This window comes from Brevundimonas olei (genome assembly GCF_037055245.1).
In the GTDB taxonomy this organism is placed as follows: Bacteria; Pseudomonadota; Alphaproteobacteria; order Caulobacterales; family Caulobacteraceae; genus Brevundimonas; species Brevundimonas olei.
The window spans coordinates 916,044-938,019 of the sequence record NZ_CP146369.1 but is presented as its reverse complement, the minus strand read 5'-3'; the positions used below and the strand labels follow the sequence as shown (position 1 = coordinate 938,019).

Below are 21,976 nucleotides of genomic sequence, written 5' to 3'. Positions count from 1 at the left end.
CGCGCGCTCTGATGGCGGCATGACCGACGCCGCCCTCGACTGGCCCCGCATCGCCGCCGACCTGAACGCCCAGGGCTGGGCCATGACCGGCCCCCTGCTGACGCCCGCGACCTGCGAGGCCCTGCAGACCCTCTACGACCAGCCCGAGCGGTTCCGCAGCCGCATCGTCATGCAGCGCCACGGCTTCGGTCAGGGCGAGTATCAGTATTTCGCCGAACCCCTGCCCGATCCCCTGCCCCGGCTGCGGGCGCGGCTCTACGAAGGTCTGGCGCCGGTCGCTGACGACTGGGCGGCGCGGCTGGGACGGCCGGGTTTTCCGGCGCAACTGGAAGAGCTGACCGCCCGCTGCCGCGCGGCGGGCCAGACGCGGCCGACCTCGCTGATGCTGCGTTACGGTCCCGGCGACTACAATCGGCTGCATCAGGATCTGTACGGCGATCTGGTCTTCCCGCTGCAGGCCGCCACCCTGCTGAGCGATCCGGCGGAATTCGAAGGTGGAGAATTCGTTCTGGTCGAGCAGAAGCCCCGCTCGCAGTCACAGGCCCATGTCGTGCCGCTGAAACAGGGGCAGGCGGTCATCTTCGCCGTGAGAGAACGTCCCGTCGCCGGAACACGCGGCGACTACCGCGTCCAGATGCGCCACGGCGTCAGCACGGTGCGCAAGGGCAGGCGAATGACGCTGGGGCTGATCTTCCACGACGCCGCCTGATCCTTCTCCCCTTGTGGGAGAAGGTGGGCGCCGGAGGCGCTCGGATGAGGGGTGTCGGCGCGACGTTTGACGTTCTGGCGGTTCAGACGCCGCGACAGCCACGCGGATCACGGCGCACACACCCCTCATCCGTCAGGCTTCGCCTGCCACCTTCTCCCACAAGGGGAGAAGGAAGAAAAAGGCCCCTCCGGCGAACGGAGGGGCCTGATCTCTTTTACGCCTTGCGCGCGTCCAGCCACCGCACGGCGTCAGCGTCGCGGGCCGACAACTCGGGGTAGTCGGCGTCGGAGCCGACGTCCGGCACACGGCGCCAAGAGCGGGCGCACTTGGGCTTATCGGTCAGTGGAACGATGCGCACGAAGGCTACCGCAGTGTGATGATCATAAACTAAGCCGCGAGCCTGCTCATCGATCCGTTGTTGAAGTTGCTCATTGGTCTCTACCGGTACGTCCAGGCTTGAGACTGCGGTTTCCCGTTCGAAAGTAGCTAAGCTGGTTCGGAACACTTCTGCCGCATCAAGACCTTTAAAGGCCTCGCGGTGGTCGTCAGAGGTGGTTACCTCAACCAAGGCGTCAAGCGCGCCACCGATCTCCCGCTTGGTTCGGGCGTTTTCCAATGCGGTGTTGACGCAGTCGATGACCTCAGAGACGCTCGCCCAGCGCGCCGCCTCGGCCGCGTTTTCCCACTGGCCCGGCGTTTCGGGGATCACCCGCGCGCAGTTGGTGCCCGCGTCGGGGAAGCGCGTGGTCCAGGCCTCGTCCATGGTGAAGGGCGTCAGCGGGGCCAGCCAGGCGGTCAGGCGGCTGAACACCTCGTCCATCACCGTGCGGACGGCGCGGCGCTTGATGCTGTCGGGACGGTCGCAATAGAGGCTGTCCTTGCGCACGTCGAAATATAGCGCCGACAGGTCGCCCGAGCAGAACTCCAGCACCGGCCGCACCACGTCCTGGAAGCGGTATTCCTCGTAGGCCTGACGCACCTGGCCATCCAGCTCCCACAGGCGGTGCAGGATGAACTTCTCCAGCGGCGGGAACTGATCATAGTCCGTCAGGCGCTCGGCCTCATCAAAGCCGTTCAGCGCGCCCAGCAGATAGCGGACGGTGTTCCTCAGCTTGCGATAGGCGTCGACCGTGGTTTGCAGGATCTGCTTGCCGATGCGCTGGTCGTCCGAATAGTCGACCAGGGCCACCCACAGGCGCAGGATGTCGGCGCCCGACTCCTTGATGATGGTCAGGGGGTCGGTAGTGTTGCCCCGCGACTTCGACATCTTCTCCCCGTTTTCATCCAGGGTGAAGCCGTGGGTCAGGACGGCGTTGAACGGCGCCCGGCCGCGCGTGCCGCAGCCTTCCAGCAGCGACGACTGGAACCAGCCGCGGTGCTGGTCCGAGCCTTCCAGATAGAGGTCGGCGGGCCAGTGCGACGGGCGGTCGCCCGTATAGCCGCTCTCGGCCGTGTGCGGGTCCAGGGTGAAGGCGTGCGTCGAGCCGCTGTCGAACCAGACGTCGAGGATGTCCGTGACCTTCTCGAACCGTTCCGGATCATGCGCGCCCAGGAAGTCGGCGTCGGGCGCCGAGAACCAGACGTCGGCGCCCCCCTGGGCCACGGCCTTGACGATGCGGGCGTCGACCTCGGGATCGTGCAGGGGCTGGCCGGTCTGCTTGTCGACGAACATGGCCAGGGGCGTGCCCCAGGCGCGCTGACGGCTGATCAGCCAGTCGGGGCGGCCCTCGACCATGGAGCGGATGCGATTCTTGCCCGCCGCCGGGTGGAAGGCGGTGGCGTCGATGGCGTTCAGCGCCCGGTCGCGCAGGGTGTCGCCGTCCTCCAGCGGCTCGTCCATGCGGATGAACCATTGCGGCGTATTGCGGAAGATGATCGGCGCCTTGGAGCGCCACGAGTGCGGATAGGAATGCTCCATCCGGCCGCGCGCCAGCAGGTTGCCGGCCTCGATCAGCTTGTCCATCACCGCGCCGTTGGCGGGACCGAACTTGCCGGTCTTCTTGCCCTCGGTCTCAAGCACCTTGAGGCCGGCGAACAGGGGGACGTGGTCGTAGTAGGCGCCGTCGGGATCGACCGTGTCCGGCACCTCGCGATGACCGTGGGCCAGCCAGACATTGTAGTCGTCCGCGCCGTGGCCCGGCGCCGTGTGGACGAAGCCGGTGCCCGCATCGTCGGTGACGTGATCGCCCGCCAGCAGCGGCACGGAGAAGCCGTAGCCGCTGTCCAGCGCCGCCAGCGGGTGGGCGCACTCCAGACCCGACGGATCGATGTCGTAGACGCGCGTCCAGGCGGCGATCTTGGCGGCCTTGAACACATCCTCGGCCAGTTTGTCGGCGATGATGAAACGATCGCCCGGCTTGGCCCAGGGCTCATAGTCCAGCCCTTCCTCAAGGGCCGTGACCTCATACAGGCCGTAGTTGATCTCGGGGCCGTAGCTGATCGCGCGGTTGGCCGGGATGGTCCACGGCGTGGTCGTCCAGATCACGATCGCGGGCGTCGCCGTGCGGAAGGCCAGCAGGTCGTCCGGGTGGCTGTCGGTCGCGCCGACCACCGGGAACTTGACCCAGATCGTGGGGGAGACGTGGTCGTGATACTCGACTTCCGCGTCGGCCAGGGCCGTGCGCTCGACGGGCGACCACATCACCGGCTTGGAGCCGCGATACAGCTGGCCCGAGTTCTTGAACTTGTGGAACTCAGCGACGATGGCCGCCTCGGACGTGAAGTCCATGGTGGCGTAGCGGTTGGCGAAGTCGCCGGTGACGCCCAGACGTAGGAACTGGTCGCGCTGCAGATCGATGTATTTGCCGGCGTATTCGCGGCAGGCGGTGCGGAACTCTTCCTTCGACACCTCGTCCTTGCGGCGGCCCTTCTTGCGGAATTCCTCCTCGATCTTCCACTCGATGGGCAGGCCGTGGCAGTCCCAGCCCGGCACGTAGTCGACGTCATAACCCAGCAGGAAGCGCGAGCGGACCACGAAGTCCTTCAGCGTCTTGTTCAGGGCGTGGCCGATGTGGATGTCGCCGTTGGCGTAGGGCGGGCCGTCGTGCAGCACATAGAGCGGCGCCTTCTGCTCCTGACGGATGGCGCGCAGGCGGCCATAAAGGTCGCCCCACTGCTCCAGGATTTCCGGCTCCTTCTTGGGCAGGCCGCCACGCATCGGGAACGGCGTCTCGGGCAGGAAGACGGTGTCGCGATAGTCGCGGCCGGAAGGGGTCTGGGTGTCGGCGTCGGCCATGGAATGTCTTTTCGTCTTGTCGCGCGCGGCCGCTTGGAAGCGGCGTCGAGCGTCAGTCTAGCGTGAAGGCGCCGGACGGCCCATGCCCTGATGGCTCAAGGCGGCGTCGTCTCGGCGGAATGTTTCGAGAAATCCCGACGTGCGCGGGGCTTGCAGCCCTGCAGCGCTACGCCGGGCGGCTAATCGAAATCGGGCGGATCACGCGAACGGTCATGATGGGAAGGCTCTAGCAGACCCGGCGTCCCCTGCGCCATAGTCCAGACGAACAGATGGGGAGACGATCAGATGCGTGTTCAAGCCCTGGCGACGGCAGCGGCGTTGGCCCTGACGGCGGCCGCCTGCTCAGAACCGACGAGCACGCCTGCGGCGGCAGAGAAGGCCGCCCCCGCCCTGACCGGCCGCGCCGCCGTCTACGCCGCGGGCGAAAAGGACGCCGAGGCCTTCGTGCGCGCCCTCTACGCCCGCGTCAGCGAGCCGCGCGATACGCCCGCCCCGGCCGAGGCGACCATCACCCCCGGCCGTGACCCGCTCTATTCGCGCACCATGAACGCCCTGATCGGCGTCGACGACCGCGAAGCCAAGCGCACGAACAGCGCCCCCTACCTCGACCACGATCCGATCTGCGCCTGTCAGGACATCGACGGCTTCGCGCTGAAAACGGTGACGATGACGCCGGACGGTCCGCGCGCGGCCACGGCCGAGGTCGTCTTCACCAACCACGGCGAGGACCGGCGCCGGACGCTGAAACTGCTGAAGGAAGGCCCGATGTGGCGCATCGCCGACATCATCGACGACAAGGGCAAGTCGCTGCACGACGACCTGATGGCCATCGCCGAAAAGGCGCCGGGCTAGGGGCCTCAGGCCAGCACGGCCCTCGCCGCCTCTGCATCCGCGTCGATCTGGACCTTGAGCGCGTCCAGGCCGTCGAACTTCATCTCGCCGCGCAGGAAGGCGATCAGCTCGGTCTCCAACACCTCACCGTAGAGGCTCTCGTCGAAGTCCAGCAGCCAGACTTCGAGCAGGGGCTCTTCGACCTCGAACATCGGACGCACGCCCAGATTGGCGACGCCCTTGACCACCCGGCCGTCGGGCAGGCGGGTGCGGGTCGCGTAGACCCCATAGGCCGGGCGCATATACTCGCCCATGGCGATGTTGGCGGTGGGCGTGCCGATGGTGCGGCCGCGCTTGTCGCCGTGGATCACCTCGCCCTGAATGGCGAAGGGGCGGCCCAGGATGGCGGCGGCGCGGTCCATGTCGCCCGCCTTCAGCGCCTCGCGCACGGCGCTGGACGAAAGCTTGAGCCCTGAGGCGTCGTCGATGCGGTCGGTGACCGAGACGCCGAAGCCCAGCGTCTCGCCATAAGCCTGCAGCAAGGCGGGCGAGCCGGAGCGGCCCTTGCCGAAGGTGAAGTCGAAGCCGACGGCGGCGTGGACGATCCCGAGGCCTTCGGACAGGACGCGGCGGGCGAATTCCTCGTCCGTCATGCCCGCCATCTCGCGATCGAACGGCAGCAGGTACAGGCGATCGACGCCCAGCGGCGCCAGGGCGCGGGCCATCTGGTCCGGCGTCATCAGACGAAAGGGCGCGGCCTCGGGTTGGAACAGGCGGCGCGGATGAGGGTCGAAGCTGACGACGGCCAGGGGAACGCCCAGGCGCTCGGCCGCCCCACGCGCCGAGGCGATGACCGCCTGATGGCCGCGATGCACGCCGTCGAAAGCGCCGACGGCGACAGCCGCCCCCTTCTGCGCGTCCGTCAGGCCGCGCCAGTCGCGAATGACCTCGACCACTTCAGGCGGCCTTCAGCGGGCCGAAGGCTTGCGGCGGCGCGGCACGCGCACGACGGCCACGCCGTCCATGATCAGCTTGTCCTCGACAAAGCCTTCGCAGCGCAGCTCGCCGCGCGCGCTGTCATGGTCCAGGCCGATGACGGTGATGACGATCCGCACCGTGTCGCCGATCCGCACCGGGAAGTGGAAGGCCAGCGTCTGGGAGATGTAGATCGAGCCCGCCCCCGGCAGGATCGTCCCCACCACCGCCGAGCCGAAGGCCGCCGACAGCAGGCCGTGGGCGATGCGGCCGCGATAGGCCGTCTTGGCGGCGAAGGCCTCATCCAGATGCACCGGATTGAAGTCGTCGGAGGCCTCGGCGAACAGACGAATCCGCTCCTCCGTGACGTGAACCGTCTTCTCGGCGGCCATGCCGACGTGGAGTTCGTCGAGGATGTAACCGCCCGACGGGTGCGCTTGGACCAGATCAACCATGAGCGGCCCTTTAAGGCAGGTGCGACGAAATGGCGAGACTCACCACGTCAGTTCCAGAGCGGCGTAGCGGGCGAAGGTCGTCTCGGCGCGGAGCAGTTCGGCCGCGCGGGCAGGATCGAGGGCCCCGTCCGGGCCCTTGGCGGCGTCGCCGTGAATGCCCTGGGCGATGAACAGACAGTCCAGCGCCTGTTCGGCGGCGCCCAGCACATCCGTGACCACGCCGTCGCCGATGCACAGGACGCGCGAACGATCGACCGCGCGGCCCATCAGACCCTCGGCCTCCTTCAGCGCCAGGGCGTAGATGGGCGCGAAAGGCTTGCCCGCCATGACCACGCGTCCGCCCATCGACTCATACAGATCGGCGATGGCGCCGCCGCAGTAGATGATGGAATCGCCGCGCTGGACGATGCGGTCGGGGTTGGCGCAGATCAGCTCCAGCCCGCGCGCGACGGCGGGCGTCAACCGCTCGCGATAGTCCTCGGGCGTCTCGGTCGTGTCGTCATAAGGGCCGGTGACGGAGATGAAGGCCGCGTCGCCGGCATCGTGGGCGCTGGTCAGGTCCAGGCCTTCATAGAGGACGAAGTCGCGATCCGGCCCGATGATCCAGGCCGGTCCGGGCGCGCGGCGCGCCAATTCCATGCGGGTGGCGTCGCCCGAGGTGACGAAGGCCTTCCAGGCGCTGCGCGGCACGCCCAGGGCGTCCAGCTGCGCCACCACGTCCGGCGACGGGCGCGGCGAGTTGGAGATCAGGACGACATGGCCGCCCTTCTCATTGAACTTCGTCAGGGCCTCGCAGGCCGCCGGCCAGCTTTCGCGGCCGTTGTGGATCACGCCCCAGACGTCGCAGAGCAGGATGTCGTAGTCGTCGGCGACGGCGGACAGGCGGGGCAGCGGATGAGGCAGGGTCATGCCCCGCTTATAGCGGGGGAAAACCGGGGGGAAAGGCCGTGCGGACGATCCGCGCCTCTTCGCTTTCCCTCTTCGCCGCCGAACGTCTTCCTGCTAACTCGCTCGGCATGAAGATTTCCCGTCTCGCGCTCGGCGCCTACGGCATCGCCCTGGCCGTCATCATCCTGGACCAACTGACCAAGGCCTGGGTGCTGGGGGCCATCGACGCCGCCCATATCTCCAATATCCCCGACGGCTATCGCATCGCCGAGGTCGCGCCGCCGGTGTTCAACCTGACCTATGTGCTGAACACCGGGGTCAGCTTCGGCCTGTTCGGCGGCGGCGCGGGGCGTTGGATTCTGAGCGTCTTCTCCGTCGTCGTGGCCGGGCTGCTGGCCTGGTGGGCGACGCGGGCCGATCGCCGCCTGCTGATCGCCGCCATCGGCCTGGTCATGGGCGGCGCCATCGGCAACGTCGTCGACCGCATCCGTTTCGGCGGCGTGGTCGACTTTCTCGACTTTTCCGGCACGGGCCTGTTTCCCTGGATCTTCAACATCGCCGACAGCGGCATCACCGTCGGCGTCGTGCTGCTGATCCTGGACAGCTTCCTGTCCGAGCGCCGTTCGACAGTTGGCGCGGCCCACGAAAAGTCGTAATCACACCCCCTTAACTATCGACCCGAGCCTGCGCCCGTGCGGCGCGCCTCCCGGAGCCGAACGACCCATGCGTAACCGTCCCGTCCTGATCGTGACCCTGGCCGCCGGCGCGGCCCTCAGCCTGAGCGCCTGCGGATCGATGAAGCAGAGCATCGGCCTGACCAAGGTCGTGCCGGACGAATTCGTCACCGTGGCCAGCGCCCCCCTGGTGGTGCCGCCGGAATACGGCCTGACCCCGCCTTCGCCCGGCGCCCCGCGCCCGCAGGAGCTGGCGCCTGAAAGCGCCGCCCGTCAGATTCTGCTGGGCCAGCGCCAGGCGGTGACCCGCACCCCCGGCGAACAGGTCCTGGCCGCCGAGGCCGGCGCCGACCGCGCCGACCCCCTGGCCCGCTATGTCGTCGACGACGAGTTCGGCGGCCTGGCGCACAAGGAAGAAAGCTGGGCCAACCGCATCATGTTCTGGCGCAAGGACGATCCGGCCAGTCAGGCCGCGACGGTCAGCCAGACCTCGGAAGGCGCCAAGACCATTGACGCCTCCAGCGAGCACGCCCGCCTGGAAGCTCTGACCGGCGGCCGCGAAGGCATCACCATCGCGCCGCGTCGCGACAGCCGGTTCAAGCTGCCGGGTCTCTAGGCGCAGCCGGAAACCTTCGTCTTCAATCGAAAGGCGCGTTCGTCACGGCGGGCGCGCCTTTTGCAATTGGCGCGGCTTGCTTGACGCAACGGCCGTGCTTCAGGATCGTTGTTCACGGCTGATTGCGGGGTTGAAGCGATGGCTAGGGCTTGGATCGGATGGCGCGGAGCCCTGGCTGCGGGCGTCCTGACCCTGGGCGCGACATCCGTCATGGCGCAGGTTCATCCTACCGCCGCCCAGGAGACGTCGCGCACGCCCCTGACCTACGCCGAAGCCGAGGCGCGGCTGCGCACCACCTCCAGCCTCGGGCGCGCCGCCGGCTACGGAGTCCAGGCCGCCGAGGCCCAGGCCCAGGTCGCCGCCGGACTGAACCGGCCCACGGTGTCGCTGGACGCCCAGCTGATCCGCTATCGCAAGACCTTCGACCTGTCGCTGTCGGACGCGCTGGACCGCGCCCAGTCCGACCTCGGCGCCGCCATCCCCGGCCTGATATCGGACCTGCCGGGCGTGCCGGGCGACGTGCTGAACGCGGTGGGCCAGCGGCTTGAGGCCACCCTGCCGGAGATCTTCGCCGCCCTGCCCCACGACATCCGGCTGCAGGTGGACGACACCACCTTCCGCCCGACGGTCACGGCGCTCCAGCCTATCTACACCGGCGGGGCCATCCCCGCCCTGCGGCGCGCGGCGGCGGCCAACGTCGACCTGGCCGAGGCCCGGCGGCAGGAGGCCCTGAACCTGGAGAGCGTCAACCTGGCCCGCGCCTATTTCGGCCAGGTGCTGGCCGCCGAGGCGCTGAAGATCGCGCTGGAGACCCGCGACGGGTTCGACCTGCACCTGCACAACGCTCGGCGCATGGAGGAGGAAGGGATGCTCAGCCGCGCCCAGACCCTTCAGGTCGAGGTCGCCCGCGACGCCGCCCAGCGCCAGGTCAACCGCGCCGAACTGGAGCATGAGAACGCCGTCGCCTCCCTGGCGCGCGTCGCCGACGTCGAGGCGGGCGTGACCCCGACCACGCCCCTGTTCGTCAATCGCGACCCGGTCGGCCCCGCCTCCGTCTTCCTGGACAGCGCGGGCCAGTCGAATTCGCGCATCGTTCAGGCCCAGGCCGGGCGCGATCTGGCCGAGGCCGGGGCGGATCTCGCGGCCTCGCGGATGAAGCCGTCGGTCTACGCCTTCGGAACCTACAACATGAACCCGGACGACGCCCTGCCGACCGAGCCGGACTGGGCCTTTGGGCTGGGCGCCCGCTACACCCTGATGTCGTCGCTGGATCGGCGTCGGATGCTCGGCGCCGCCCGCGCCCAGGCCTCGGCCGCCGGCGAGGTCGAGCGCCAGGCCCGCGACGACGCCCGCCTGCTGGTCACGCGCGCCTACAACCAGGTCGAGCTGGCGCGGCGGCAGTTCCTGACCATGGACAGCAGTCTGGCGGCCGCGCGCGAAAACCTGCGCGTTCAGGAGGTCGGCTTCCGCGAGGGCGAGGCGACCGCCGCCTCGGTCATCGACGCCCGCAACCTGCTGGGTACGGCGCGGCTGCAACGGGCGGCGGCGGCCTATGAATACGACCTCAGCCTGTCGGCCCTGCTGGCGGCGGCGGGAAGCGACCAGACCTTGAACGACTATCTGCAACGCGACGACCGGATCAGCGCCCCATGAGCGAGACGCCTTCCTCGGCCTATACGCCGCCCCAGCCGGCCGAAGCGCCCCCGCCGAAACCGCGCCGGTCGCCCCTGCCCCTGATCGTCGCGGCGGGCGTGGTCCTGCTGATCGCCTTCATCGTCGTGGGCCTGTTCCTGGCCGCCCGTCCGGCGCCGGATCAGGTCCAGGGCATGGTCGAGGCCGAGACCTTCACCGTCGCCACCAAGGTGCCCAGCCGCGTCGAACGCTTCCTGGCCGCCGAGGGCGATCAGGTGAAGGCGGGGCAGGAGCTGGCCCTGATGAGCAGCCCCGAGGTCGAGGCCAAGGACGCCCAGGCCCGCGCCCTGCTGCAGTCGACCGAGGCCATCCAGTCCATGAGCCGCGAGGGCGCCCGCGCCGAGGACGTCCGGACGGTCGAGTCCGTCTGGCGCGCCTCCCAGGCCACCGCCCGCCTGGCCGACCAGACCGCGCGCCGGGCCGAGACCCTGTTCGCCGAGGGCGTCATCTCGGCCCAGCGCCGCGACGAGGCCGTCGCCGCTCGCGCCGCCACCGCCTCCCAGACCGAGGCCGCCCGCCAGCAGTATCTGAAGGCCCTGGCCGGAACCCGGCCGCAGGAGAAGTCGGTCGCCGACGCCAACGTCAGCGGCGCCCGCGCCGCCGTCGCCGAGGTCGAGAGCCTGCAGGGCGAGACCCGCCTGACCGCCCCCCACGGCGGCGAGGTGTCCGAACGCTTCGCCAATGTCGGCGAACTGGTGCTGACGGGGGTGCCGGTCTTCACCATCGTCGACACGGCCGATCCCTGGGTCGCCTTCAGCGTGCGCGAGGACCAGTTCCGCGACCTGAAGATCGGCGCCGCCGTGCGCGGCGACGTGCCCGCGCTGGGGATCAAGGGCGCCGCCTTCCGCGTCACCGCCATCAGCCCCCAGGGCGAGTTCGCCACCTGGCGCTCGACCCGCCAGTCCCGCGGCTATGACGTGCGCAGCTTTCAGGTGAAGGCCAAGCCCGCCCGGCCGATCGAGGGTCTGCGGCCAGGCATGAGCGTCCTGTTCGACTGGTCGTCGCGATGAAGGGCGGCGCGGCCGTCTTCCTCGCGGCCGTTCAGGACGAGACGCGGCGGCTGGCGACCCGCCCGTGGGACGCCTTCGTCGCCTTCGGCCTGCCGCTGATCCTGCTGGCGGTGATCGCGGCCATGCTGGCCCCCGGCGTCATCCGCCAGGCCCCGGTCGCCGTGGTGGATCAGGATGACTCCGCCTTCAGCCGCGCGGCCATCCGCAACATGGAGGCCAGCCCCGGCGTGCGCGTGGCCCGCGCCCCGGCGACGGTGGACGAGGCCGTGGCTCTGATGCGGCGCGGCGAGGTCTACAGCATCGCCCACTTCCCCCCAGGCTTCAGCGAAGGCGCCTTTCGCCGCCCGGAGCAGGTGACGGTGTCGTTCAACGGCGCCTTCCAGACCGTCGGCGCCCTGTCGGCCCTGGGCCAGTCCTCGGCCATCGCCTCGGCCGCCGCGCCCCGGCTGGAGGAGCGGGCGCGCCAGATGGGCCTGCCGGCCACGGCGCTGGAGCCGCCCGCCGTCCAGGTGTCGATCATCGGCAATCCGCAGCTGAGTTTCGAGCTGTTCCTCGGCGGCCTGCTGGCGCCAGGCGTACTGCACCTGCTGGCGGCCTGTTCAGCGGTGCTGGCGGTCGGACGACTGATGCAGGGCGGCTCTTTCCAGATGTTCAGAGCGCAGACCGGCGGACGGAGCACGGCGGCCCTGATCGGGCGGCTGACGCCGCACTTCGTCATCTTCACCCTGTGGGGCCTGGCCTGGATCGGCTGGCTGTGCGGGATCAGAGGCTGGGGCGTGGCCGGGTCGCTGCCCCTGCTGATGCTGGGCGTGGCAGCCCTGATGGCGGTCAGCGTCGCCCTGTCGGCCCTGCTGGTCGCCCTGCTGGGGGACGTCGACATGGCGTTTTCGGCCACCGCCATCTATTCGGGCGCGGCCATCGCCTTCTCGAACGGCACCCTGCCGCTGGATCACGGGCCGCGCTTCGCCCGGATCTGGAGCGACATCCTGCCCTACACCCACTATCTGCGGCTGCAGACCGGACAGATGGTGACCGGTGCGGCGACCGGCGGGGCCTGGCGCGATCTGGCGATCCTGAGCGCCGTCACCCTGATCGCCCTGATCCTGGCCGCCGTGCTGATCCGCCTGCGCGCCCGGCGCGCTCCCAAGGCCGAAGCGCTGGCCTTTCCCCTGCCCGAACAGGGCGTCGGCGCCGCCTGCATCGCGACCTTCCGCAACCTGCCGCGCGCCCGGCCGGTCAGCAGCCTGCTGATCCTCGCTGTCGTTCTCTACGCCTTCTACTATCCGGCCGCCTATGCCGGACAGGCGGCGACGGGCCTGCCGGTCGCCGTGGTGACGCCGACGCAGAGCGCCCTGACTCGCGCGCTGGTCGAAGACCTGAACGCCTCCCATGCGATCGAGGTCGCCGCCGTCATCCCCTCCACCGCCGAGGCGTCGGACCTGATGCAGCGCGGTGTGGTCGACGGCGTCGTCATCCTGCCCGAGCGGTTCGAGGCCGACCTGGCGCGCGGCGCGCCCGACGGCGTGGCCGTCTGGCTGAACGGCGGCTATCTGGTCCGCGTCACCTCGGTCGGCAAGGCGGTCGCGGCGGCCGCCGCCCATGTCGCCGAGACGCGGCTGGAGGGCCTGCCCGAGGCCGCCCGCGCGGCCCGACTGGCGCCGAGCCTGAAACAGGAATCCCTGTTCAACCCGACCGAGGGCTATGGCGACTACGCCGTGCCCGCCGTCAGCCTGATCATCCTGCAACAGACCCTGCTGCTGGGCGCGGGCGTCATCGCCGCCCTGCGTCGCGAGACCGGCGCGTCCCCCATGCGGCGCAGCGCCCGGCTGGGTCTGTGGCTGGCGCTGACGACGATCGGCACGGCGTCCTGCCTGTTCTATTTCGGCTTCGTCTTCTGGTTTCAGGACTATCCGCGCGCGGGCGACCTGGCCGGGGTGATCCTGCTGGCGCCGGTCTTCGCCGCCGGGGTTGCGGCGCTGGGCCTGCTGCTGGGCGGACTGTTCGACCGGCACGAGCGGGTGTTGCAGGTGCTGGTCGGAACCTCGGCGCCGCTGTTCTTCCTGGCGGGCGCAGCCTGGCCGCACTTCATGATGCCGCAAGCCTTGGTCTGGCTGGCGCATCTGTCGCCCTCGACCGCGGCGGTTCAGGCCTTCGTGCGGATGAACGCCATGGGCGCCGGCCTGGCCGAAGTCGCGCCCCAGGCTTTGACGCTGGTCGCCCTCGCCCTGATCTTCGGCGGCCTGTGGCTGTGGCGCGGCGACGAACGCCGCCGCACCTGAAGGCTCAGCTCACGGCTACCCAGGTCGTCTCCGGCGCGGCCTGGTGGAAGACTAGACCTGTAATACGCATGAGCGCCCCGCGACGAGTCAGTCTCGGGCGCGCTGCTTGATTAGGCCACCCTCAAACGCACGGCCTCGGCCAGGACATCCATGGGAAGCGGCCCGGAAGCCAGGACGAAATCATTATATTGGCGCAAGTCGAACCGCGCCCCAAGCCGGCGCCTTGCCTCTTCGCGCGAGGCTGCGATCTGCTGCTTGCCGACCATGAAGCTGCAGGCCTGACCGGGATAGACGCAGTAACGGTCGATCTCGCGCTCGGCGGCGTCGCGATGCTCGCCGGCATGGGTCACCATCCAGTCGATCGCCTGTTCACGCGTCCAGCGGGCATGGTGAATCCCCGTGTCGACGACCACGCGGCAGGCCCTGAAAAGCTGCCCCTGCAGATAGCCGATCCGACCGACCGGATCGCCTTCGAAGGCGCCGATCTCGTCGGCGAGCTGCTCGGCGTAGAGCGCCCAGCCTTCCGTCCAGGCCGAGAAACGGACCGTCCGCCGGAACAGCGACAGCTCGCCGGCTGCCTGCAGGACGCTATCCTGGAAATGGTGCCCCGGCACGCCTTCGTGGTGGAGGAGCGTGGGAATGCGCCACAGGGCGTTTTCCTCGACCGAGCGCAGGTTGATGTAGATAATCGACGGCTGAGCGGGATCGCTGCTGGCGCTGTAGAAACCGCCGGGCGCGCCGTTCTGGATGGCGGGCGAGACGCGACGCACCTCCACCGGCCGATCCGGGGTCACAGTGAACCCGCGCGACAGCAGCCCCTTGACGCGGTTCAGGCGCTGGTTGGCGTAGTCGATGATTTCCTGACGCCCGGCTTCCGTATCCGGCTTGAGGAAGCGCGGGTCGCGATCCAGGGCGGCCATGCGGGCGCCGACTTCCCCCTCCGTCAGACCCTCGGCTCTCAGCAGCCGGTCGATTTCGGCCGAGAGTTCGGCGACCCATGACAGGCCCAGCTGATGCAGTTCGCCCGGCGCATAGCTGGCGGTGGTGTTGGAATGAAGCGCGGAGGCGTAATAGGCTTCTCCGTCCGGCTTGGCCCACACGCCGGCGCGAGCGTCGGTGCGAGGCTGCAAGGCGGCCAGGGCTTCGCTCTGGCGCTGCAGGGCGGGTCGGATCCGCTCGGCGAAGATCGCCGCCGCGCGCGTGTCCAGACCGGCGATCCCGGCTTCGCGCGCTCGCTCCAGCGCGGGCGCCGTCAGCGCATTGCCCGTCGGCGAGGACTCACGAAGAGCCGCAATCTGGGTCAAGGTCTTGGCGAGAATGAAGTCGGGCGGGATGACGCCGAGCCCCGCGTCGTGGCGGATCTGTTCGGTCTCCTGATCCAGGGCGACGGCGAACTGGTTCAGCTTGTCGAGATAGCGGTCGGCGTCGGCCGCGTTCTTCATCGGCGAGCGACCGCCGATGCCGTCCGGCAGCCAGTAGTAGGCGCCGTTCATCTGGCTGACGACATAGGGGCTGGGCCGAAGATTGATGTCCGAGAAGCCGTAACGGCCGTACTGGTCGGCCATCGCCTCATAGACGAAGCGGGCCGTGTCGTAGTCCAGCGCTGCGGCGGCCGAGAGCGCCGCGCGGTTCACCGCGCCCAGTTCAGCCAGCCGCTGCGCCGTCGCCTGTCCGTGGCGAGCGCGGGCCGCCAGCGAATAGTCGGCCAGGCGGTCGCCGCCCCCTTCCTCGGCGCGCAGGGCCTGGGCGTGGCGTTCGAGCATGGCGGCAAGGCGGGCGTCGTCGGCCCCGCCGCCCTTCGCCGCGCCGGGCGAAACGGTCGAAACGGCGCCCGTAGCGCAGGCCGCCAGAGGGGAAGCCATGCCGAGCGCCGCAGCGCCGACCAGGAGATCACGACGACGCATCAGGCGGCGCTCCATTGCTGAACAAGGGCGTCCAGGACTTCCATCGGCAAGGGGCCGGAACGCAGTACAAGATCGTTATAGTCGCCCAGACGGAAACGACCGCCCATGGCCTGTCTCGCCGCCTCGCGCGAGGCGACGATCTGTTGCTTTCCGACCATGAAGCAGCAGGCCTGCCCAGGGTAGACGCAGTAGCGGTTCACTTCCCGCTCGGTCGGTCCGCGCAGTTCGCCGACGGTGTCGACCATATAGGCGACGGCCTGTTCGCGATCCCAGCGCTCGTGGTGCAGGCCGGTGTCGACCACCACGCGGCCGGCGCGCCAGAGCTGCGCCTGCAGATAGCCGATACGGCCGTAGGGGTCGGCCTCATAGGCGCCGATCTCGTCAGACATGGCTTCGGCGTAAAGGGCCCAGCCCTCGGTCCACGCGGAGAAGCGCGCCGCGCGCCGGAAAGCCGACAGGCCGCCGACCTCGTCCAGCACCGCCGCCTGAGAGTGATGGCCCGGCACGCCTTCGTGATGGATCAAGGTGGGCAGGCGCCAGGACGGCAGATCGCTGGGCGTCTTCAGGTTCAGCAGAACCGCGCCCGACATTCCGCCCGACGGCCCGTTGTAGAAGGCGACGGGAGAGCTGTCCTCGGTGGCCGTCGACATGCGGCGAACCTCGACCGGCGTGTCGACCAGATGGGTGAAGGCCCGCGACGCCCGCGCCCGCGACGCCGCCAGATAGGCTTCGGCCTGACGATGAACCTCGACCCGCCCGGCATCGGTGTTCGGCTGCAGGAAGCGCGGGTCGACGTTCAGGGCGGCGATACGCTCGCCGACCGAGCCCTGGCTCATACCCAGTCGCTTCAGATCAGCGTCGATCTCGGCCGACAGGGCCGCCACCCACTCCAGACCCTGACGATGCAGCTCGCCCGGCGCCCGCCGGATGGTGATGTTGGCGTACAGCGATGAGGCATAGAGCGCCTCGCCGTCCGGCTGCGCCCAGACCCCGGCCTTGTCCGACGCGCGCCCGACAAGGGCGTCCAGCGCCAGCGCCTGACGGTCCAGCGCGGGGGCTACGATCCTGCGGAACAGGGCGGCCCCTTCCTCGCCCAGGGCTTCGTCGGAGTGGTACGCCGGAGCCAGGACGGGATTGGCCTCCGGCGCGCTGTCGCGCAGGGCCCTGACCTGCGCCGCTGTCATCGCCAGAATGAAGTCCGGCGGAATGACGCCCTGAGCCGCGTCGTGGACGATGCGTTCGCTCTCCTGCTCGATGCCGCGCGCCAGGGCGGCGAGGCCGTCCAGATAGACGTCCCGTCCCTTGATCGCCCGCCCCCCGATACGCGGCGGCGACCAGTAGTAGGCGCCGTTCATCTGGCTGACGACATAGGGGCTGGGGCGAAGATCAAGATCCACGGTCCCCGGCCGCGCCAGATGATCATCCAGAACGCCATAGACGAAGGCCGCTGTATCGCGGTCGATGCGGGCGGCGGGCGACAGGGCCGCGCGATCGACGCCCTGAAGCTCGGCGATCCTTTGCGTGTTCTCAGCCCTGAAACGGGCCCGTCCGGCGACGGAGCGGTCGCCCAGCGGATCCGCCTCGCTTCCTCCGTCGAACGCCTGAAGGGAGCGGGCGTGCCGCTCCAACAGGGTCGCCAGCCGACCGTCCGCATTGTCGAACGCCGCAGCCGCAGACGCGGCCGCCAGAGCAGCCGTTCCCGCCGCAGCCGTCAGCATCTGCCGTCTGTTCATGCCCTGCTCCCCTTCAGTCCCGCCCGCTTAGGCGGCGGCCAGCCAGCGGTCGATCTTGGCTTCCAGCACGTCCAGCGGCAGAGCGCCGGTGTCCAGCACCTGATCGTGGAAATGGCGGATGTCGAACCGGTCGCCCAGCTTCTGGGTCGCCCGGCCGCGCAGTTCCTGAAGCTTCAGCTCGCCCACCTTATAGGCGCAGGCCTGACCGGCGTTGGTGATGTAGCGATCGATTTCGACCACCACGTCGCGTTGCGCCATCGAGGTGTTGGCCAGCATGTAGTCGATGGCCTGCTGACGTTCCCACCGCAGGGCGTGAAGCCCGGTGTCGACCACCAGACGCACGGCGCGCAGCATCTCCATGTCGAGATGGCCGAACCACTGATAGGGGTCGGTGAACAGGCCCAAGTCCTTGCCCAGAGACTCCGCATAAAGCCCCCAGCCCTCGGTATAGGCGGTCGCCGGCGCCAGGCGGAAACGCAGCAGATCCGGCAGGCTTTCGTCTTCCTGCACCAAGGACGACTGATAGTGGTGGCCCGGCACGCCTTCGTGCAGCGCCAGGGTCTCCAGCGTCGGGATGGGGCGCGTGTTCAGCATCGCCATGTTGAAATAGAGCACGCCGGGCTCCGAAGCGTCCGGCGGGCCCGAGCGGTAATAGCCCGTGCCGCGCTGGTCCCCCAGCGCCGGCAGCGGACGGACCTCGAACTCGGCGCGCGGGCGGCGTGAGAACAGTTCGGGCATCCGCTGCCAGACCTTGGCCTCGATCCGCTCGAAGTGATCGATCAGGTCTTTCGGCTCGGTGTAGTAGAAGCTCGGCTCCGTGCGGATATGTTCGAAGAAGGCTGGCAGATCGCCGGTGAAGCCCGCCGCCTTGCGCGACTCCTCCATCTCGGCCCGGATACGGGCCACTTCCGACACGCCCAGACGGTGGATCTCCTCGGCGCTCATGGTGGTCGTGGTGTGGCGGACCAGGTCGGCCGCATAGACGCGCGCGCCGTCCTTCATCGCCCACAGGCCCGCGCCATCGGTCGCGGTCGGCAGGTAACGATCGCGCAGGAACACGCGCCACTGGTCATAGGCCGGATAGGCGCCGTCCTGGACCACCCTGCGATAGGCCGCCTCCAGCCGCGTACGATCCGCCGCCCCGATCGCGTCGGGGAAGCGCGTCGCCGGCGCATAGAGGGGATTGTCCTCGACCGGCAGGGCTAGGAAGGCCTCGACCTGCGCCAGGACGTTGGTGACCACGATCTTCGGCTGATGATAGCCCTCGGCCATCCCTTGCTCCAGACGCTTCACCGTGTCGTTCATGAAGGTCGTGAAGCCTTCCAGCTGGGCCAGACCCAGCTCATAGTCCTGAACCGACTTGAACTGGGCGCTGGTCATATAGTCGGGGAATTCGACGTGCAGGCCGAACGAGGCGTTCAGCGGCGCCTTGTTGCGGATCGCATGCAGACCGCTGTCGATCTCGTCGACCGCCTTCTCCGCCTGATAGCGGAAGACATCATAGGCGATCTGATCGCCCTCGGGCAGGGAGGCGCGGTCGATAGCCGACAGCGCGTTCAGCTCCGCCCGCTTCTGGGCCCCGAATTGCCGGGCGTAGGCCTCGCCCTGAGGGTCGATGAAGACGTCGCCGGTCGGCCGTTGCCCCCGTCGCGCCAGGCGCAGCGGATTCAGGGCATCATCCGCCTTCTGGCTCTCCTTGACCAGCGCCGCGAACCGCTCGCGCGCGTCCGTCTGGCGCCATGCAGCCGCAGCGGGCGATGCGGCTGCAATGCTGAGCGCCGCCGCACCGGCCACGCCCAGAAGGAGTTCACGTCTTCTCATACTCGGTTCCCTCAACTCATACGTCCCGCTCAGAATTCAAAGCGCGACGACGACGGCCTCAGGAGGATGGCCGAACCGTCGCCGCCGCGCCTGATCGGGGTCAGAACTTAGCCGTCAGACCCACGAAGTAGCGCCGTCCCAGGATGTCATAGGTCGAGGGATCGGTATTGGCCTGGATGCCCGGCGACCAGGTCTGCGGGTCCTGATCGGTCAGGTTGTTGACGCCCGCGCGCAGAACGACGCGTTCGTTAACCTCCCAGGTGCCCAGCAGATCAAAGTAGTTGATCGCATCCAGCTTGTTGTCGGTGCGGTAGATATCCATCTCGCCCACCCGGCGCCAGCGCAGGCCCACGCCATACGGCCCCTTGGAATAGTTGACCGAAGTCAGGAACTTCCATTCCGGGAAGGTGAAGCCGTTGGTGGAGTCGATGGTGCCCGCACGCTCGTTGAACGGCCCGCCCGCAGCATCCTGACGCTGCCATGCGTCCATCCAGCCGACCACGAAATTCAGGTTCAGCGCGCCCCAGTCGGGCATGCCGGCGTCCACCAGATCGAAGCCCCAGTCGACCTGGAGGTCGACGCCCGAGGTCTTCAGCGTGGCCAGGTTCTGCTGCAGGCCCAGGCTGTCCACCACATTGCCCGTCATGGAGTCGCGGCGGAACAGCTGGCAATAGCCGTTGTTGACGTCATAGCTGGTGTTCGTCACGCCCGTGGCGTTGAAGCAGCCCTGAAGCTGGTTCGCGGCCGTGATGGTGCCGACCACGTCGGTGATCTCGATGCTGTAGTAGTCGAGCGAGGTCGACAGGCGCGAGAACAGCGGGTTCTCCAGCTGCGGACGATAGACGAAGCCCAGCGTCCAGGTGTCCGCCGTCTCTTCCTTCAGGTTGCGGTTGCCGCCGACGAAGCCCTGAATCTGCGTGCTGTTGAAGACATAGCTGTCGACAGCGGCCGCCGACAGGCCCTGGGCGATGCAGAGATCGCGGACCTTGGCCGCGTCCGGCCCGTTCCGGTAGGCGCCGCGGATGTCGCAGGGGTCGCCGCCATAGACGGCCTGACCTGCGGCGTTCACCGGGCTGCCGATCTGCGGCGAGCTGATGTCGCGGTTGCCGAACAGTTCGCCGATGGAGGGCGCACGCACGGCGCGCTGGACGCCGCCGCGAACACGCAGACCGTCGACAACGGCCCAGTCGATGTCCGCCTTATAGGCCGAAACCCCGCCGACGGTGCTGTAGTCGGCGTAGCGATAGCCGAGGTTCAGATCCAGCGACTGGACGAACGGCTTGTCCGCCAGGACCGGGATCAGGGCCTCGATGAAGACTTCGGTCGAGTTGGTCGAGCCGGTCAGGGGTTGAACCGGATTGAAACCGGCGACTTCCACGCCGCCGATCTTGCCGCCGTCAGGCAGGCCGTCAGCGCCCAGGTGGTCGACGATCGGATTGCTTTGCGACAGGCCGGCGTCGGGACGGAAGGCGAAGGTGTCTTCGCGATACTGGGCGCCCACGGCGACGCGGACTTCACCGGCCGGCAGTTGGAACAGGCCGCCCTGCAGGGTCGCCTCGACGACGCTCTGCTCGCTGAGGGTGGCGTTCTTGCTGTTGCGGTTGATGTAGTTGATGCAGCTCTGCGACAGCTGCGTCAGGCCGAAGGGATTGAAGCCGCCTTCGCACAGGCTGGCGCCGCCGGTCGGATCATCCAGCAGTCGCTGAACGGCCGAGCGCGAGACGTTGCCCGATTGCTGCGTCTGGTTGTCGACGCGGCCGTACTGGGCGCTGACGTCGTAGCGCCAGTCGCCGAAGGGCAGATCGCCGCGCACGCCGGTCGTCACCTGATAGACCGTGGTGCTGTCTTCAGCCAGGCGGCCGCCGATGGCGTTGAAGCGCTTGTTCAGACCGAACGAAGCCGTCGGATCCGGACGCGCGTCCAGGAAGGCGCGCAGGTCGGCCGAGATGAACGGATTGGTCGTCGGCACGCGGAAGCCGTACGTCGGCGACGGTCCCGGCATCGGCGTCGGCGCCAGGATCACGTCCGAGCTGTACTGGGTGTACAGGACGTTGCCGTACAGTTCCATCGAGTCCGTCAGGTTGTAGCGAACCGCCGAGAAGGCGTTCCAGCGCTCCAGCGGAATGCTGAGCATGCCGGTCGCGCCGGTGTTGTAGGCCCAGGCCACGCCGGGCTCGTGATAGGCGTCCCATTCGGCGCCGCCGGGGCTCTTGAAGTTGTAGGCGCCGACGTGGCTGAACAGCGAACCGTCGGTGTTGTAGCCGAACTCGCCGGTCGGGGTGACGCAGTTGGCGCAGTTCAGATAGCTGTTGATGAAGGCCTGGCTCGGCAGGTTCGTCGAGTCAAAGGTCGTGACCCCGAGCGGCGAGACGCTGTTGCGGCCGGAAATGCGCGAGAAGCCGCGCGCATCGCTCATGATCGCCGAACGGGTCGAACGGCCGATCGACAGCACCGCATTGCCGCGACCGTCGTCCAGGTTGCCGCCCACCGTCACGGTGAAGCTCTCGGTCGTGCCGTCGCCGCGTTCCGTCTGACCATACTGGGCGTCGATCTGAACGCCGGAGAAGCTGTCGTTCAGAATGAAGTTCGCCACGCCGGCCAGGGCGTCCGAACCATAGGTGGCCGAGGCGCCGCCCGAGATGACTTCGACGTTCTTGATCAGGGCCGCAGGGATCAGGTTGACGTCGACCGTGCCGTCCGCGTTCGACGGCACGATGCGGCGACCATTCATCAGGACAAGCGTCCGGTTGCTGCCCAGGCCGCGCAGGTTCAGGTTGGCCTGACCGCCGTTGCCCGGGTTGACTGAGCCGTGGCTGTTGCCGGGCATGAACTGCGGCATGTCGTTCATCAGGCCTTCGACCGTCACCGACCCGGTCGCTTGCAGGTCTTCCTGGCCGACGGTCACGATGGGGCTGGTCGAATTATAGTCCTTACGGACGATCCGCGAACCCGTGACGACGATCTCGCTGACCGAGGTGGGTTCGTCCTGAACCATGGCGGCGGCGGGCTGGGCGGCGAAAGCCGTCAGGGCGGCCACACCGCCGATAACAGTGGATGTCAGCAGACACTGACGCGTATTGGGAGAGGTCAACGAAGGAACTCCAAGGGAATTTAGCGTGAATGGATGAGCGATCAGGCGCGCGTGGCCGCGGCC

15 protein-coding genes are annotated in these 21,976 nt (G+C 68.6%); 7 read left to right on the top strand and 8 right to left on the bottom strand.

All coding sequences use genetic code 11. The features are described 5' to 3' along the window. Positions 1-19: 19 nt before the first annotated feature. The gene (locus tag V8J38_RS04500) at positions 20-709 is read left to right on the top strand and encodes a 2OG-Fe(II) oxygenase (RefSeq protein WP_338578067.1); all 690 of its coding nucleotides are present in this window, start codon (positions 20-22) and stop codon (positions 707-709) included. A gap of 214 nt (positions 710-923) precedes the next feature. On the opposite strand, the gene ileS is transcribed toward V8J38_RS04500, so the two are convergent. Further along, positions 924-3,944, bottom strand: coding sequence for an isoleucine--tRNA ligase (gene ileS / locus V8J38_RS04495; protein ID WP_338578066.1), 3,021 nt, complete (start codon positions 3,942-3,944; stop codon positions 924-926). Positions 3,945-4,229: 285 nt separating this feature from the next. On the opposite strand from ileS, the gene V8J38_RS04490 reads away from it, so the two are divergent. Then, positions 4,230-4,796, top strand: a complete 567-nt coding sequence (locus tag V8J38_RS04490; protein ID WP_338578065.1) for a DUF3828 domain-containing protein — start codon at positions 4,230-4,232, stop codon at positions 4,794-4,796. Between the two features lie 5 nt (positions 4,797-4,801). On the opposite strand, the gene V8J38_RS04485 is transcribed toward V8J38_RS04490, so the two are convergent. The 3 genes from V8J38_RS04485 to V8J38_RS04475 are packed head-to-tail and all read right to left on the bottom strand — an operon-like array spanning position 4,802 to position 7,114. Then, on the bottom strand, positions 4,802-5,731 hold the full coding sequence (locus tag V8J38_RS04485; RefSeq protein WP_338578064.1) for a bifunctional riboflavin kinase/FAD synthetase: 930 nt from the start codon (positions 5,729-5,731) through the stop codon (positions 4,802-4,804). 12 nt (positions 5,732-5,743) lie between these two features. After that, on the bottom strand, positions 5,744-6,205 hold the full coding sequence (locus tag V8J38_RS04480) for a MaoC family dehydratase (protein WP_291779782.1): 462 nt from the start codon (positions 6,203-6,205) through the stop codon (positions 5,744-5,746). A gap of 39 nt (positions 6,206-6,244) precedes the next feature. Next, on the bottom strand, positions 6,245-7,114 hold the full coding sequence (locus V8J38_RS04475; RefSeq protein ID WP_291779779.1) for a TIGR01459 family HAD-type hydrolase: 870 nt from the start codon (positions 7,112-7,114) through the stop codon (positions 6,245-6,247). A 107-nt stretch (positions 7,115-7,221) separates the two neighbouring features. Between V8J38_RS04475 and lspA the strand changes: the two genes are divergently transcribed. The 5 genes from lspA to V8J38_RS04450 all read left to right on the top strand — a co-directional run bounded on the left by lspA (position 7,222) and on the right by V8J38_RS04450 (position 13,364). Beyond that, entirely contained in the window at positions 7,222-7,749 is a 528-nt protein-coding gene (gene lspA, locus V8J38_RS04470) for a signal peptidase II (RefSeq protein WP_291779776.1), read from the top strand. 67 nt (positions 7,750-7,816) lie between these two features. Further along, a complete protein-coding gene (locus V8J38_RS04465) occupies positions 7,817-8,383 on the top strand; it encodes a DUF3035 domain-containing protein (RefSeq protein WP_291779772.1) in 567 nt (188 codons plus the stop codon). A 138-nt stretch (positions 8,384-8,521) separates the two neighbouring features. Continuing rightward, positions 8,522-10,036 (top strand): TolC family protein, encoded by a 1,515-nt coding sequence (locus V8J38_RS04460; RefSeq protein WP_338578063.1) that lies wholly within the window; start codon positions 8,522-8,524, stop codon positions 10,034-10,036. Then, on the top strand, positions 10,033-11,085 hold the full coding sequence (locus tag V8J38_RS04455) for an HlyD family secretion protein (protein WP_338578062.1): 1,053 nt from the start codon (positions 10,033-10,035) through the stop codon (positions 11,083-11,085). Before V8J38_RS04460 ends, V8J38_RS04455 begins: the two co-directional genes overlap by 4 nt. After that, positions 11,082-13,364 (top strand): ABC transporter permease, encoded by a 2,283-nt coding sequence (locus tag V8J38_RS04450; RefSeq protein WP_338578061.1) that lies wholly within the window; start codon positions 11,082-11,084, stop codon positions 13,362-13,364. The genes V8J38_RS04455 and V8J38_RS04450 overlap by 4 nt, the downstream gene beginning before the upstream one ends. 110 nt (positions 13,365-13,474) lie before the next feature. On the opposite strand, the gene V8J38_RS04445 is transcribed toward V8J38_RS04450, so the two are convergent. From V8J38_RS04445 to V8J38_RS04430, 4 genes are all read right to left on the bottom strand, one after another. Further along, positions 13,475-15,268, bottom strand: coding sequence for a DUF885 domain-containing protein (locus V8J38_RS04445; RefSeq protein WP_338578060.1), 1,794 nt, complete (start codon positions 15,266-15,268; stop codon positions 13,475-13,477). Further along, a complete protein-coding gene (locus tag V8J38_RS04440) occupies positions 15,268-17,001 on the bottom strand; it encodes a DUF885 domain-containing protein (protein WP_338578059.1) in 1,734 nt (577 codons plus the stop codon). The genes V8J38_RS04445 and V8J38_RS04440 overlap by 1 nt, the downstream gene beginning before the upstream one ends. A gap of 27 nt (positions 17,002-17,028) precedes the next feature. Continuing rightward, positions 17,029-18,822 carry a DUF885 domain-containing protein gene (locus V8J38_RS04435; protein ID WP_338578058.1) on the bottom strand — a complete coding sequence of 598 codons (1,794 nt, stop codon included), beginning with the start codon at positions 18,820-18,822 and terminating at the stop codon, positions 17,029-17,031. Between the two features lie 100 nt (positions 18,823-18,922). Beyond that, on the bottom strand, positions 18,923-21,913 hold the full coding sequence (locus V8J38_RS04430; protein ID WP_338578057.1) for a TonB-dependent receptor domain-containing protein: 2,991 nt from the start codon (positions 21,911-21,913) through the stop codon (positions 18,923-18,925). Positions 21,914-21,976: the final 63 nt, after the last annotated feature.

What these genes read in the sequence shown, in the direction of transcription:
- V8J38_RS04500 (WP_338578067.1), top strand. Translation starts at nt 20, where the DNA reads ATGACCGACGCCGCCCTCGACTGGCCCCGCATCGCCGCCGACCTGAAC.
- ileS (WP_338578066.1), bottom strand. Translation starts at nt 3,944, where the DNA reads ATGGCCGACGCCGACACCCAGACCCCTTCCGGCCGCGACTATCGCGAC.
- V8J38_RS04490 (WP_338578065.1), top strand. Translation starts at nt 4,230, where the DNA reads ATGCGTGTTCAAGCCCTGGCGACGGCAGCGGCGTTGGCCCTGACGGCG.
- V8J38_RS04480 (WP_291779782.1), bottom strand. Translation starts at nt 6,205, where the DNA reads ATGGTTGATCTGGTCCAAGCGCACCCGTCGGGCGGTTACATCCTCGAC.
- V8J38_RS04475 (WP_291779779.1), bottom strand. Translation starts at nt 7,114, where the DNA reads ATGACCCTGCCTCATCCGCTGCCCCGCCTGTCCGCCGTCGCCGACGAC.
- lspA (WP_291779776.1), top strand. Translation starts at nt 7,222, where the DNA reads ATGAAGATTTCCCGTCTCGCGCTCGGCGCCTACGGCATCGCCCTGGCC.
- V8J38_RS04465 (WP_291779772.1), top strand. Translation starts at nt 7,817, where the DNA reads ATGCGTAACCGTCCCGTCCTGATCGTGACCCTGGCCGCCGGCGCGGCC.
- V8J38_RS04460 (WP_338578063.1), top strand. Translation starts at nt 8,522, where the DNA reads ATGGCTAGGGCTTGGATCGGATGGCGCGGAGCCCTGGCTGCGGGCGTC.
- V8J38_RS04455 (WP_338578062.1), top strand. Translation starts at nt 10,033, where the DNA reads ATGAGCGAGACGCCTTCCTCGGCCTATACGCCGCCCCAGCCGGCCGAA.
- V8J38_RS04450 (WP_338578061.1), top strand. Translation starts at nt 11,082, where the DNA reads ATGAAGGGCGGCGCGGCCGTCTTCCTCGCGGCCGTTCAGGACGAGACG.
- V8J38_RS04445 (WP_338578060.1), bottom strand. Translation starts at nt 15,268, where the DNA reads ATGCGTCGTCGTGATCTCCTGGTCGGCGCTGCGGCGCTCGGCATGGCT.
- V8J38_RS04440 (WP_338578059.1), bottom strand. Translation starts at nt 17,001, where the DNA reads ATGAACAGACGGCAGATGCTGACGGCTGCGGCGGGAACGGCTGCTCTG.
- V8J38_RS04435 (WP_338578058.1), bottom strand. Translation starts at nt 18,822, where the DNA reads ATGAGAAGACGTGAACTCCTTCTGGGCGTGGCCGGTGCGGCGGCGCTC.